Source organism: Paenibacillus mesotrionivorans, from assembly GCF_046098205.1.
Lineage (GTDB): Bacteria > Bacillota > Bacilli > Paenibacillales > NBRC-103111 > Paenibacillus_AR > Paenibacillus_AR mesotrionivorans.
Map to the genome: position 1 here is coordinate 295,008 of NZ_JBJURJ010000007.1, position 14,378 is coordinate 309,385.

The following is a 14,378-nucleotide window of genomic DNA, read 5'->3' on the forward strand; positions in this document are numbered from 1 at the left end:
AAAAACGCCTGCAAGGCAGGCCGGTCCACGCATGATGCATGGGTCAGGCCGCCTGCAGGCGTTTATTGGTTACTGCTTTGAAGATCAAGAGGGATCCTGCTTCTTTAGGGGCAGAAGAACCGTGATCCGGTGGGGCATATGGTCGTCCGCCAGGTCCAGGTAAGCCTCCGGCCCCGCCTGCAGCAGAGTATACCTGCTGCCTCCAGCCGGCTGCTCCCTGCTGAAGACCAAGGTGTACACGGTGCTGCCGAACCGATAGTCCACCTGGAAGCCCGGCCAGGCGTCGGGGACACAAGGGTCGAGCCACAGTCTGTCGCCCCGGCGGCGGATGCCGAGGATCCACTCCAGGCCTACCTGGTACATCCATCCCGCGGCGCCGGTATACCAGGTCCAGCCCGCGTGGCCCCGGTGGGGCTCGGAGGTGTAGACATCGGCGGCCATCACATATGGCTCGCCGGTGTACTGCCGGACCTCCTGATCGGTCCGGGTATGGTTCACCGGGTTTAGCAGATGGAACAGCTCAACCGCTTTGTCCGCCTGTCCCAGCTTGCTCCAGGCGGCGATGCTCCAGATGACCCCGTGGGTATACTGGGCCCCATTCTCCCGGATACCCGGGGGATAACCCTGGATGTAGCCGGGGCTGGGATCGGTTTTGTCGAAGGCGGGGGTCAAGAGACGCGCCAGGGCCAGCTCCCGGTCCACCAGCTCCCGGTCGAAGGACCGCATAGCCTGCCAGGCCCGATCGTCCGGAGCTCCGCCGGAGAGCACCGACCAGGATTGGGCGATGGCATCGATCCGGCATTCATCATTGCGGATGGAGCCCAGCCAGGTGCCGGAGTCCGTAAAGGCCCTGCGGTACCATTGGCCGTCCCAGGCGTGGGCATTAGCCGCCTGGAACAGGCTTTCCCGCTGCTCCCGGTAACGGTCCACCCGCTCCGTTTCCCCGCGCTCTCCGCAGATTCCTTCGAAGCGCTCGAGGATTTCCCCCAGAAACCAAGCCAGCCATACGCTTTCACCCCGGCCCTTGTCGCCGGCCAGATTCAGCCCGTCGTTCCAGTCGCCTACGCCGATCAGGGGCAGACCATGCTCGCCGATGCGCGACAGGGCTTTTTCGATCGCCTGAAGGCAGTGCTCATAGATGGTGCCTGTCCGTCCGGAAAGAACCGTCGGCTCATACCGCTCGTGCTCCCCTTCTTTCAGGGGCTCGCTCACCAGATAAGGGGCGGTTTCCTCCCAAAGAGTCCGGTCCCCCGTATGCTCCGTGTAGCGGGAGGCCACATAAGGCAGCCACAGCAGGTCGTCGGAGAACAGGGTGCGGATGCCCCGCTCCGTCTCCTCATGCCACCAGTGCTGCACATCACCCTCCTCATATTGGTGGGCGGCGTGGAGCAGCACTTGCCGCCGGGCGAATTCCGGCGCCGTATGCAGCAGCGCCAGCGTATCCTGCAGCTGGTCCCGGTATCCGAAGGCGCCGCCGGCTTGGAAGAAGCCGCTGCGGGCCCAAATCCGGCAGGCCAGCGTCTGATACAGCAGCCAGCCGTTCAAAAGCAGGTCCATCTCCCGGGCGGGAGTGGTTACCTTCACCTGATGCAGCATGGTATTCCAATACTGCTCCATCTCTGCCCAGGCCGCATCGCACTTGGCTCCGTCAGCGTATAGGCGGGCCAATGCCGCCGCTTCCGTTTCGGAGGAGGTGCAGCCCAAAAGAATCAGAACCTCCCGTTCTTCGCCGGGGAGGAGGATCAGCTCCTGGCGGATGGCGCCGCAGGAGGCGGCTTGGACGCCGGTCCGGTTGGACAGCCGGTTTCCTGCCATCCCGGCGGGAGCCTCCATACTGCCGTTGCGGCCGACAAATTCCAGCTGATCCGAGGTCCAGCTTTGGCCGCTGCCTCCATTCCTGCTTTCATCTTCATCTCCCGCACTGCCGCCCAGGCCCGCTGTCTCCCGGCGCTCTCCGCCTTCAGGGAAAATTCCCAGGAATGCAGTAGCCTCCCGGAAATGCTCCTGGTACGTATTCTGCGCCGTCATAATCGAAGCCGCTTCATCCCGGCGAACCACAATATGCGGTGCCGTTTGCTGCCGTCCTACCCCCAAAACCCACTCCGCATAGTACGCCAGCGACAGCCGCCGTTGCCGGGAGGAGGTGTTGGAAAGACGCAAACGCATGATTTTCACCGGGTCCTTCACCGGGACAAACAAGGTTAATTCATGGCGGATGCCTTCCCGCTCATGTCGGAATACGGAGTAGCCTTGTCCGTGGACAACGGTATACGGTTCAAGATGTTTGCCGGGGGAAGGGGTAAGGGTCCACAAAAGACCGGATTCCTCATCCTTCAAATATCCCTGCTCCCCGGGCGGATCCAGCACCGGGTCGTTGGACCAGGGGGTCAGCTTGCACTCCCGGCTGTTGCGCCAGAAGGTATAGCCCGTACCCAGCTCCGTAACAAGGGCCCCAAAGCCGGGGTTCGCCAGAACATTGGTCCAGGGCCCCGGCAGATGGCGGCCGTCCGCTATGGTAAGCCGGTATTCCCGGCCGTCCGGTGTAAAACCACCCCAGCCGTTAAAGAACAGAAGCTCCTTGGAGTCCGCCGCTGCCAATGGAGGCAGAGTGCTCCTCCCTGCAGCGTGCCCCGCACCCGGGGTGATTCCCAGCCCAGTCGCTCCGGCCATTCCCGCCGGAGCGACAGAGAAACGGGTCGTCCCGGGCTGAGCGTGAGCCGTGTGAATAGGAGTCCTTACTCCTCCAGTACCGTCCAGATTCGCTTGTTTTCCTCTGGCCTCCTCTTGTCCTGTCCACGCTGCTTCCGTTCCATCAGACCTCAACACTCTGGATCCATCCAACCCATCCGGAGTCGTCCCTGCTCTTCCTTTTTCCATCCCCGGCCCCAGTGCTGCCGGCATCCGGCTGTCTACGGCAGGTGTCCCTTCCACACTGCCGCCGCCTGTCTTGACCAGCGCCAGCGCCGGACTGTCGCCGCGCAGGGTACGCAGCTGGGAGGCCAGGCTGGCCCCGCCGGCCTGGAGATTGACCCTTGCCGCCGCCAGCAGCAGCAGTCTCTCCTCCTCCGCCAGACGGTGCACAGGAATGACATGGATGCCCGAGACACCGTGCCCGAAGCGGTCCACACCATGCTCCGCCGCCCGCTGCAGCGCCTCCTGCAGGTCTTGCTGGTAGCCGTCCCGGGACAGGTTCAGGATCACCAAATCGTAAACTAGCCCCAGCCGGCGGGCGTATTCATGGCCGGTGAGCAGCTTGATCACAAAGGGCAGCTGGCTCTTATCGCCGATCTGCACCACCATAATCGGACGGTCGCCCGAAATTCCGAAGGACCACAGACCCGACTGCCCCTTCACATTGGCGGCAACCGCCTCCCGGCGGTCCTTGCGCAGCGGCGGAGTATAGAGCGCAAGCCCCGCCAGCCGCTGGAACATGGCGGCTTCCCGCCCGTCCAGCTGCAGGCTGCGCAGCTCGATCCGGCTGCGGTTCCACGCCAGCCGGAACGCCCGGTCCGCCTGCTGGTCGCAGGCCAGACGGGCTGCGGCCTCCACCGCATCCTGCCGCTCATCCGCCACAGCCGTCACCGCATACAGCACCGCTTTTTCTCCCGGACCCAGCTCCACTCTGCGCCGCATGATGAAGGCGGGGTCCGCTACCGAGCCGGTTTTGGCCTTCAGCCGGCTTTTGGCGTTTTGGGGCTCCGCCAGGGTATACCCCCGGCCCACAAAGGCCGCCCGGTCCGTCTCAAACTCCACCGGTCCCAGAGATTGCCCGTCTGACGCCAGCAGGTGGGCGGACCAGAGAGAACGGTCCTTCACCGTACGCGGACGCCTGCCTGCTACGAGGCAGCCGCTGTCTTCATCGTAAGCAGTGCGGACAAACAGCTTGCTGAAGGCGGGATGGGCATCATCCGCAATGGGACTGGACATGGCCAGCTCCATGAAGGTGGTGACCTCCAGCACCTTTTTCTCGTCGCTGTGGTTGACCAGGGTAATCCGCCGCACCTCCGCATCCGCCTCTGGAGAGACAGCAATCTCCATCTTGGTTTCCACCAGTCCGTCCCGGCGCTGGAAAACCGCCTTATCCAGCTCGAAGCGGATCAGCGATTCGTCAGGCTTCACCCGGGCAGGCTGATAAGAGGCTGACCACAGCTTGTCCTCACCCACATCCCAAATATAGATCCCGCTGACCCAGGAGTCCCGCACCGGCTCCTCCCGCCAGCGGGTGACGGACAGGCCGTCCCAGCTGCTGTAGCCTGCACCGCTGGCCGTGACCATCGTCATGAAGCGGCCGTTGGAGAGCAGGCAGACCTCCGGTACGGCGGTATGGGGGGAGCGGAACTCCCGGACGGAGGCGGTATCCGCAGGCTGTTTCTCCTGCCGGGGAGTGGACCGGTACATCTCCGGATGGCGGATCCATTTGGGCCTCGACGGAATCCGTTCCTGCAGCAAAAGCTCTGCCGCCTGGATCTCCTTGCTCTTGTGGAACCGGTCATACATGGTCCGGGGCAGCAGCAAATTGCCCAGAGTCAACAGACTCATACCCTGATGATGGGCCATAAAGCTGCGGATCACCATATGGCGGCTGCCTCCGGGCATCCGGCGGGGGGTGCAGTCGATGGCTTCATAAAAGCCGTATTTGCCCCGGGCGCCCCATTCCTCCATTTCGTGTAAAGCCGCAATTCCCCGGTCCCGGGAGAAGGGCAACGACATGACGGTGGCGTAGGGGGCCAGCACCAAATCCTGCTCCAGCCCGCGCTTGAAGCCCAGACCCGGAACCCCGAAGGCCCGGTACTGGTAGTTCATCTGATGATCGTAGGCGTAATAGCCGGATTCGGAAATCCCGAAGGGCACCTTGCGCTGCCGGGCATATTCGATCTGCCGGTCCACCACAGCCTGGTAGGTGCTGTCCCACAGGGTATCCCGGTAGGTTTTCATGAAAAGCCAAGGCATCAGATATTCGAACATGGTTCCCGACCAGGACAGCAAAAGCGGGCGGCTGCCCGATTTGGTCAACGTCCGGCCCAGCACATTCCAGTGGGATACGGGCACCTGGCCCATGGCAATAGCAACAAAGCTGGCCTGCCGGGCTTCAGAGGCCAGAAGATCATACAGCACATTGTCCCGTTTGCCCTCTTTGACATGGTACCCGAGGGAGAAGAGATTGGTCTTCCCGTCCAGAAGCGGGCGGAAGTTGGTAGACCGCGCCAACGATTCCATCCGCGCCGCCAGTCGTGTACCCCGGTTGCGTACCGTGGAACGGCGGCCGATATGGGGTGTCAGCTCCTGGGCAAAGGCCACCTGAAACTCATCCTTGCTCCGGGGCCTTCTTCTGTCCGGCACCAGGTCGTTCATACCCAGATGTCCGTCGGTTTCCATCCATTCCAAAAGCCCCTCCCGGGCGGCAATCAGGCAGACGGCCAGGTTGCCCGAATCCACAGTGGACACATACACCGGGTTCAGCGGAGCCAGGTTGGTGGTGTCGTACCAGTTGTACAGATGGCCCTCCCATTTCTCCATCCTCTCGATGGTGCCGATGGTCCGCTCCAGCCGTTCGATCATCCCCGGTGTGTCGATAAACCCGAAATCCCGGGCGGCCAGCACACAAGTGAGATACAGCCCGATATTCGTAGGGGAGGTGCGGTGGGCGACCCCTTTGTCCCCTTCCATCTGGACATTGTCGGGGGGCAGCCAGGAATCCTCTTCCGTCACATACGCCTCATAAAAGGCCCAAATATCTGCAGACAGCTTACGCAGCTCCTGCTCTTCATCCTTGCTGAAAACCACCTGGTCGGATTCCGCCTCGCGGTCCAGCCAACGTACCACCAGAGGTGCCAGGGCCCACAATATCACTCCGGCCAGACCGGCCAGCTGCAGCGCATCGATACTCCCCCAGATTCCGTCTGGAGGGAAAAAAGCCCAGCGTCTGCCTTGACCGGAGAAACCGCCGGAGCCCCAGCCCCCGCCTGCCGGAATCGTCCGGCCTGCAAACAATCCGAGGGCCAGCAGAGCGATGGCAACATAGCCGCCGGATAAGCCGGACAGCAGGGGCTGGCCTTTTTTGCCGCTTTGCCGCTCCACCTCGGACTGGCTTACCCATTCCAGCAGCCTGCGTTTGGACACGCTGATCCGGTAAAGGGTCCGCCCCACGGCATCCAGCAGCATGATGCTTTGGAACGGCAGCGTCACCAGCGCCAAGGCGCACTGGGCCAGAGTAAGGAGCAGCCCCTTGGGCCGGTAAACCAAGGTATGCGGTGTCAGCAGCTGGCGGACAAAAGGCGCACACAGCGTCAGCAGCACCAGCCCGTACCAGCGCCATGGGGAGCCCGGCAGCACCGGTACAGCCAGAATGGTGATAGCCAGCAGCACAGGCGCCAGCAGGCTGCGCCGCAAATTGTCCACGATCTGCCAGCGGGTCAGGGGCGTCAGGTCGGCGGCAATCCGCTCCCCGTCTGCATTCCGGGTATGGCGCTTCAGCCAGGGCAGCAGCTGCCAATCTCCACGCGTCCAGCGGTGCTGCCGTTTTTGATGGGACAGGAAGGTGGACGGGCAGTCGTCGATCAGCTCAATGTCCGAAAGAAAACCCGCCCGCAGAAAGCCGCCCTCCAGAAGGTCATGGCTCAGCACGCTGTTTTCCGGGAAAAGATGACTCAGAACCGTATGAAAGGCGTCCACGTCGAAAATTCCCTTGCCTGTAAAAATCCCCTGGCCCATAGCATCCTGATACGGATCTGACACGGCAAAAGCGTACGGATCCAGTCCCGGCTCAGACGACCAGATAGAGGCCAGCCGGGACTTCCGGGCGCTTTCGTAGGTCATGCCGATTCTCGGCTGGAGCACGCCGTGCCCCTCGACCACCCGGGTTCCGCCGGCATTCAGCCGGGGGCGGTTGTAGGGCAGATGCATGGCTCCGATCATCCGGCGTCCGGATTCAAGAGGCAGGCGGGTGTCCGCATCCAGTGTAATGACATAACGGATGCGGGAGAGCACAGAGCTGTCTCCCGCCACAGTACCAAAGCTGGTGTGGGCATCCCCTTTCAGCAGGCGGACGAATTCCACCAGCTTGCCGCGTTTGCGCTCCCAGCCCATCCAGACCTGCTCCGCATCATTCCATTGGCGGCTGCGGTGGAACAGGTGGAAGGTGGCTTCGGGATAACGGCTGTTCAGCTTTTCGATTTCACCGGTGGCCTGCTTCAGCACCTTTTCGTCCTGGGGCAGCCGCTCCTTGTCCGCATCGCGGAAGTCGCTCAATATGGCGAAGTGGATATTCGGATCCCGGTTAGCCAGATAATGAAGCTCCATCCGTTCGGCGGTGGCGGCGGCATCCTCGGGGGTGGACCAGATCACAGGAATCACCACCATGGTGGCAGCGTCCTCGGGTACCCCTTCGGAGAAATCGTAGCGCAAGAGCCGGTTGGGGGTTTTGACCCGCTCGATCAGCCAATGCAGGGCGGTAATGGCATATTCGCTGGCAGGCAGTGCTGCCAGCAGCACAACGGCGGTCCAGCCGCCAAGGGACAGATTCCCGGCGCTCACGCCGATCCAGAGGGACGCCAAGACCAGCGCCGCCGCAAAAGCCAGCACCAACAGCTGCATATACAGCATGGCAGCCCGGGTTTTGATCCCGGCTTCCGGCAGGGCCCCGGTTTTGCCGCATTGGCGGAGTGCCTTTTGCAGGGCTTTCAGCCCCCGCCCCTCTAAGAGATAATAGGCAGCGCAGCAGTCCCGGGAGAGCAAGCTGTTCCCGGTTCCAGCATCGGCCCCGGCTGCTTGGGCTGCTGCTGCTTCATGCTCCTTGGCGCGTAATCTCCCGTCAGCCAGCTCTACCGCCTTGGCCGCCACCAGATTCTCCGGCACCCGCATCCGCTTGGCCAGGGTGGCCGTGCGGCTGCGCAGGGTGTGGCGGCTGGCACTGTCCAGCCGGGGGTAATCTCCGGCCAGCTCCCGGCGGAGGGTGTTCTCTACCATGCTGATCTGCTCGAACAAGGGACTCCATTGGGTCCGGGAGAGATTCCGCAGGCTCACGATGACATTGCCTGTACTCACCTGATATTGCGCCTGCAGCTGATAATCATAAGAAAGAATGGAGTCCAAGCTTTCCGGTCCGTTGTCCAGCTTGCATACCAGCCATTCGCCGAGATGCGCCGAATCCTCCGCATGCTCCCGCAGATGGCGGACCAGCTGGACAATCACCGCACCCGACAGGGGCAGCTCCAGCCCGGCACCCTCCAAAGACTCCTTCAGCCGCTCCGGTGTCAGCTCTGACGGCGGAATATCCGCCAGCATCCTGTCCACCCGGGCGCATATATTGCGCCGCTCCTTCACCGGCTCCATCAGAGCGGCCAGCCGGCGGATCAGCTCTATTTTCATAAATATGGGCAGGGACCAGGCTTCGGCAATGGACAGCACGGAAACCTCCTGATACGCCTCCAGGTAAGCAACCAGCGTATCCTCCCCGTACAAGCCGTCAGTTTCCTCCAGATATGCCGCACAGATGGCGGATATCCGGCGTTCCCCGGCTTTGCCCACGGCTGGCAGGGTTTTGGCCGGTACGCCCAGGGTCTCCTCTTTTAAGCCCAGTATTTCCGCTTCAATAAATTCCGAATGGTCCAAAAGCCATTCCTCGGCTGGTTGTCCGCAGGCGCCTTGGTTCTCATGAAGCTCCCTGACAAAGGCCCTCAGCTCCCCGATGTCCCCTTCCAATTGCCTCCACAAGGCCTTCGGCGAAAGGCGGCGTTCGTGCGGGTCGTGCTCAAGTGCAAGCTTATGTGCATGGTCCCTTAGCTTATCCTCATTCCAACCCATACAAAACCTCCAACAACAAGAATGGCATAAAGTCACTTCATTACCATTCCACGATATGGAGATTTTTATGAGCTTTTTTTAGAAAATAAAGGCTGGAGCCTATCCTGAACAGCCTCTAATCTGTCCATGAACGCGGGTCCCGGACGTAATGTTCCTCCTCCAGGACGGCTTCGCGGAAGCCTGCCATTTGGCTGATCCGGCCGCTTACCGGCCTTTGACTGGCGGCCAGAATGATATTGCATTGTCTGCCGGAGGACGGCAGCACGTACGCGGCGGTGTGCTTGAAGACGCGGGTTAACGTGGTATGGATGGCATTGATATGGCGGTCGTTGGATTCCTTGCCGGCCAGGTTCAGGATGACCGCCCCTCCCGCAGCAAGCTTGGGTTCGGCCAGCCGGAAAAACTCCAGCGAGGTCAGATGCCGCGGTGTTCCCGCCGGGTTGAAGGCATCCACCAGGATAAAATCCAAGGAAGCGGCCGGTTCGGCCAGCAAAAGACGTCTGCCGTCCCCCGCGGCCACATTATCTGCTGTATAACCGAAGTATTCCCGGCTGATCCGGATCACCTCCTCGTCCAGCTCGGCCACCCGGAAGGTGCCGGCAGGGAAGTGGCGGGGGATGGTGCCAATTCCAAGCCCGATCATGAAGGCGCGGGTGAAGTCAGGCCGGTGGTGCTTCATCAGATGGATCATCGCCTGAGGATATTCAAACAGAACCCGCTCGGGCTGGTCCAAGTCCATGGCGCCCTGTACCGCGCTTTCGGAAAATTGGAGCAGCCGGAAACGGCCGTTTTGTCCGTAGAGACGGAAGGTATCGTATACGTATAGCTCCTGTTGGGGGCTTTGGGTGTGATGGATCAGCTGCATGTTCGGGACATCCTTTCCTTAAAGCGGGCCGGGGCCGCTTCTCTAAAGCACCATCATACACCAGGGTCGGGATGAGGGTGAAAATAAATTTTTTCTGATTTGGCGTATCTTTAGAAGCTGAATTTCATAAGGACATTATCCAACAAAAAGCCCGGACTCCGCAGAGCCCGGGTTTTTGAGCGTTTGCTTATTTTTTTCCCCGGCGCTTGGCGTTCCGGACCTGGCTGACCGCGGCAACACCGCCGATGGCGGGAGGACAGAATTCGTCCCGCACAGTTACTGCGTAGCAGTGCTTCGGCACAGGCACGCAGTGGTACCGGTTGACGATCTCGATGGGATGGATGACCTCCACCACTTGAGGCAGGTAAATATCCCGGTAGACCACCTGAGGCGGATCAACAACTTGGCTTGCCGGACATTTGGGGCAGGACATAGCATTCACTCCCTTATCGGATATTGGATTACACTACCGATATATGCCGGGAGGGCAAACGGTGCTTGTTCATTTACCTATTTTGCCGGGATCTGGTCCGGATAGGTCCGTCACAGTCCGCTGCCTAAAAGGTGAAAAACAGCCGCAAAATGCTGGCCAGCGGAAACAGCGCCAGGAGGAATACTTCGAACCAGTAAAGGCGATTTTCGCTTTTGCGGTAGCTTAGGGAATTATACGCCCGCATGGTGGCGCGCAGGCTGCCGGTTTTGCTTTGCAGTGCTAGGAAACGGTCATTCAGCTCATAATGCTCCGCCAGCAGATCGTAAAGTCCCCGGGCCTCCAGGCTGGTTTCGGCGGCAGACCGGTCAAAAATATGAACCGCCCGGATGCTTTCCAATTCAAATTTGAGAAACTTGGAGATCATCACCGTCAGCCCTTTTTTGTTCATCCGCAACCGGCCGCGCCACAGATAATCGATATACGCGCCGGACTCGTCCACATTTTGCCCTACATCCGCTTCAATTTTAGCCAATGCGGAGGACTTGGCCAGAATCAAAGCAATAACCTGGGCAGTGGTTTCCTCCCACAGAAAGCTGCGGGGATCCTCCGCGACCGGCATAATCCGTCCCGTTTCGTCCAGGCTGATAATAAGGCTTTCGGAAAACTGGGCGGCCATTCCATAGTCCACCTCATCCACCAGCCCGGCCATAAAGGATAAGAAGGTCTGGATATCCTCTTCCTCCATTTGGACAAACACGATGCAGCCGAAGCTGAACACAAACACCATCCGGCCGGGGCAGGGCTTCTTCAGCACAGCCTCCAGATGGAAGGGCTGCAGGGTGATATAGTCCCGCCAGGCGCTGGGCCAGGCGCCTCCGAAGAAGGCCGCCAGCCGGTCGAGAGGAATGGTCTGGCATATTTTCTGACTCCGCACATAGATCCGTTTCATCGGTCCCACCTACTTCACAATTTCCACGCACATGAGGATGACCTCCGCTACAATCAACAGCACAATCACCCACTCGACGAACATCCCCCGGATGGAATGGCTGATGGCCGAGAAACCCTCCATCATGTTGGAGAGGATTTCCGTTTTGTTTTTCAGGATGGAATAACGGTCATTCAGCTCGAAGAATTCGGACATCCGGTCATAGAACTCCGCCGCCCCGCTGTTGGTCCAGGTGATATCCGGCTTGTCCAGAATCATGATGTAGGCAATGGTATTGTACTCATGCCGGACGATCCGCGCCGTGGTCCGGGCCAGCTCCTTGTCGCTGACCCGCAGCTTCCCCTTTTCCAGCCGGTCGATCATGACCTCCAGCCGGTCCAAAATGCGGCCCAGCTCCTCCTCGGTTTTTTCCAGGGCCACGGATTTGGCAATCACCGTAGAGATGAGCTCGGGATAAAACATGGCGTATTCCGGAACCATCACGAACTCATCCGTGAGCACCAAGGAATCCGTGCCTCCGATATGGAGGCTGTAATCATCCGAATACCGTTCGGGGGCGACCGTATTCACATCCGCCTCGAAGCGCTGCACGTAACGGAGGAAAACCGAAATGTCCTCTTGATTCTTATGGTTAATGAATACAATGCTGCCGAAGGAAAAAACCATAACCTGCCTGTCGGAGCCGCTTTCCGTTCCGAGAATGCGCCCCAGGATTTCCCCCTTTAAGATCAAGGGCTCCTCCCAGGTGTATTTTTTAGGAATGCCGCAGTCATTGGCAATTTTGTTCAGATCGATTTCATTGGTTACCGCAAAAGCCTTGAAGCTCATGGCAGTGTGGGACATTTCCGTTCACTCTCCCTTATAAGGGAATCATATGACAAGCCCCTGCCCGCTATGCCGGCAGCCCCTCAGACAGGGGCTTTTCCAATAGTATACTCTTCAATGCTAAAAGCTGTCGCGCCAATTGTCTTATTATTTATTTAGGAAACGTTTCCTAAATTATTCTTGACGTTATTTGGGGAAAAGATATAATGATATTGAGAATGTAGGAAACGTTTCCTATTCTAAAGAGAGAGATGGGATGAGAATATGCTTCATTCTGCAAAAGGCCGGGTTCTGACCGTATTAGCTCTGCTGCTTATCCTGACAGGCATTGGATTATGGCTGGCTGAGAAAACCCGGGGACGGAATTTGCCCGCGGACAATGGAATTTCCGCTTCAATACACCCCACAACAGGGAACGGAGCTGCAGCAGTGAGTCCTTCAACCGGGAAGAAGTCGTTAAGCCAATTGGTAGAGGAATACGGAAGTCTCGGACTTACAGATGTGCATAATCATGGTGCCAGCGGATCGTACGAAGCCATGCTTGGCGTCTGGCCGCGTCTGAAGGTGAGCCGGGTTGTCCTGTTTGGAGATGTGTCGGAGCCCAGTGCCGTACGGACGGATGCCGTTGCTTGGGAGGCCTATCAGGCACATCCGGAGCAGATTATTCCGTTCTTCTCCGGCTTCGATCTGCACAGCCCAGATAGCTTGAATACGGTAAGGGATAACTTGGAAAAGGGTTACATGGGGCTGGGTGAAATTGCGGCCGCTTCCACTTATTCGCCTGTGGTATCCAAGGTGCTCTGGAAGGCTGACCATCCCATGGACGGTTACCTGCCGCAAATTTATGCTTTATGCGCGGAGTACCGGGCGCCCATTCTTCTGCATATTGATCCCACCAGCGGACGCCCGGTAGAGAAGCTGGAGGAGGCGCTGCGGCTATACCCGGACACAGCTTTTATTTTTGGACACATCAATGCGTATAACTCCCCCGAAGCCATTGAGAGCCTGATGGAGAAGCATACCAATCTTTATGCCGATTTTTTCGCGGGCTTTACAGCCTTCAATCCCGAAAGCAGCAATAAGCTTGAAGACTTCCTGCCGCTTATCCGCAAATTTCCGGACAGGGTGCTCCTGAGCACAGATTCAGGGTACGGGCTGCCATATGGAGAGACGACGGCTATCGAGGCTATGTACCGTGTGCTTGATCTGCTGAAGGATGAGCCCCAATTGGTACAAAAGCTCGCCCATGATAATTTCGATGCACTGATCCGTCAGGTACCCGCCACGAAGAAACAGCTGAAGGATCTTGAGACGAAAGGGATCCGGCCGGCCGCAGACAAGGCGTTAACAAAACTTGAAGCCGGTAAGCTATTGGCGGATAATAAGTGAATACTGTTTATGGAAGGGAGATATTTCATGCGAGCGACCATTAAGGATATTGCCCGTGAGCTGGGTATTGGGTTCAGCACGGTCTCCCGGGCATTGAATCACAGCTATGGCGTTCACCCTGATACCATTTCCCTGGTGGAGAAGAAAGCCGCAGAGTTGGGTTATGTGCCCAATCTGGGAGCCAAGCAGCTGGTGGGCAAAAAAAGCGGTTTAATCGGCATTTTTATGCCTGAATTTGAGGTGGAGGCTACCCCGGAGCATCATGAATTCTTTCCGCCCATAAACAAGGCGTTGCGTGAGCTGGGTAAGGATGCGGTTATTTTTCCGGTGCCCCATAACCGATACAGGCTGGGCAGTCTGAAGGAATGGGTGCAGCAGCGGAATCTGGAGGGCGGGGTGTTTATGCCGCCCTTCTGGAAGGGCCACCCGCTGATGAAGGAGGCGCTGAAGCTGAAGCTTCCCAGCGTCACTCTCAGCGATGCCCTAGGCCCGCAATGCTCACAGGTGCGCTCCGGCGACAGGGAAGGGGGAAGGCTTGCCGGTCAATTGCTGACGGAGTACGGCCACCGGATCATTGGCTATATCGACGGTCCGCCCGGTTTATCCATGTGCCAAGAGAGGGTGGAAGGTTTCCGGGAAGCGATGGCAAACGGGGCTGAACCTTCCACCATGAAGCTGTTGATGGCACAAGGGGATTTCAGCGGAGCCAGTGGAGGACAGGCTGTTATGAGGCTTCTAAGTGACTGCCCGGAAATCACCGCCGTCTGCTGCGCCAATGATCTGATGGCTATGGGCGCCATTACCGCTCTGGCTAAGGAAGGGCTCCGGGTTCCGGAGGATCTGTCGGTGATGGGCTATGACGGCGCTTTTTTTACAGCCTATATGAACCCTCCTTTGACTACAATCTGCCATGACAACGCGCGGATCGGTGCCCGGGCAGTGGAGCTGCTGGCCAATCTGCTGAATGGAGGTCCCTCCCAAGGGGAGCGGATCGCTCCTTCCCTTGTGGTGCGGGATTCCGTTAAACGCTTATAAAAATTGGTGCGCACATCTTGACCAGGTGCTGCACCGAACGACATCGGACAATTCGTGGGCTACTGCCGGATCATGCATCA

7 protein-coding genes are annotated in these 14,378 nt (G+C 59.0%); 2 read left to right on the top strand and 5 right to left on the bottom strand.

The window, feature by feature from the left end; translation table 11 throughout:
* Positions 1 to 84 precede the first annotated feature (84 nt).
* The 5 genes from ACI1P1_RS12980 to ACI1P1_RS13000 form a co-directional block, all read right to left on the bottom strand.
* Positions 85 to 8,802 (bottom strand): GH36-type glycosyl hydrolase domain-containing protein, encoded by an 8,718-nt coding sequence (locus ACI1P1_RS12980; RefSeq protein WP_416216811.1) that lies wholly within the window; start codon positions 8,800 to 8,802, stop codon positions 85 to 87.
* Between the two features lie 115 nt (positions 8,803 to 8,917).
* On the bottom strand, positions 8,918 to 9,667 hold the full coding sequence (locus ACI1P1_RS12985; RefSeq protein ID WP_416216812.1) for a spermidine synthase: 750 nt from the start codon (positions 9,665 to 9,667) through the stop codon (positions 8,918 to 8,920).
* Between the two features lie 187 nt (positions 9,668 to 9,854).
* Entirely contained in the window at positions 9,855 to 10,100 is a 246-nt protein-coding gene (locus tag ACI1P1_RS12990; protein WP_416216813.1) for a hypothetical protein, read from the bottom strand.
* A gap of 124 nt (positions 10,101 to 10,224) precedes the next feature.
* Complete coding sequence (locus tag ACI1P1_RS12995) at positions 10,225 to 11,049, bottom strand: RMD1 family protein (RefSeq protein ID WP_416216814.1); 825 nt, start codon at positions 11,047 to 11,049, stop codon at positions 10,225 to 10,227.
* A gap of 9 nt (positions 11,050 to 11,058) precedes the next feature.
* A complete protein-coding gene (locus tag ACI1P1_RS13000; RefSeq protein WP_416216815.1) occupies positions 11,059 to 11,892 on the bottom strand; it encodes an RMD1 family protein in 834 nt (277 codons plus the stop codon).
* A gap of 246 nt (positions 11,893 to 12,138) precedes the next feature.
* Here ACI1P1_RS13000 and ACI1P1_RS13005 point away from each other — a divergent pair, with 246 nt between their 5' ends.
* Together ACI1P1_RS13005 and ACI1P1_RS13010 are read left to right on the top strand one after the other, a co-directional pair.
* Positions 12,139 to 13,263, top strand: coding sequence for an amidohydrolase family protein (locus ACI1P1_RS13005; RefSeq protein WP_416216816.1), 1,125 nt, complete (start codon positions 12,139 to 12,141; stop codon positions 13,261 to 13,263).
* Between the two features lie 27 nt (positions 13,264 to 13,290).
* Complete coding sequence (locus tag ACI1P1_RS13010) at positions 13,291 to 14,298, top strand: LacI family DNA-binding transcriptional regulator (RefSeq protein ID WP_416216817.1); 1,008 nt, start codon at positions 13,291 to 13,293, stop codon at positions 14,296 to 14,298.
* Positions 14,299 to 14,378: the final 80 nt, after the last annotated feature.

Bases quoted from the DNA above. Each gene is read 5' to 3' on its own strand.
- ACI1P1_RS12985 (WP_416216812.1), bottom strand. From the start codon at position 9,667: ATGCAGCTGATCCATCACACCCAAAGCCCCCAACAGGAGCTATACGTA.
- ACI1P1_RS13010 (WP_416216817.1), top strand. From the start codon at position 13,291: ATGCGAGCGACCATTAAGGATATTGCCCGTGAGCTGGGTATTGGGTTC.
- ACI1P1_RS12980 (WP_416216811.1), bottom strand. From the start codon at position 8,802: ATGGGTTGGAATGAGGATAAGCTAAGGGACCATGCACATAAGCTTGCA.
- ACI1P1_RS13005 (WP_416216816.1), top strand. From the start codon at position 12,139: ATGCTTCATTCTGCAAAAGGCCGGGTTCTGACCGTATTAGCTCTGCTG.
- ACI1P1_RS12990 (WP_416216813.1), bottom strand. From the start codon at position 10,100: ATGTCCTGCCCCAAATGTCCGGCAAGCCAAGTTGTTGATCCGCCTCAG.
- ACI1P1_RS12995 (WP_416216814.1), bottom strand. From the start codon at position 11,049: ATGAAACGGATCTATGTGCGGAGTCAGAAAATATGCCAGACCATTCCT.
- ACI1P1_RS13000 (WP_416216815.1), bottom strand. From the start codon at position 11,892: ATGTCCCACACTGCCATGAGCTTCAAGGCTTTTGCGGTAACCAATGAA.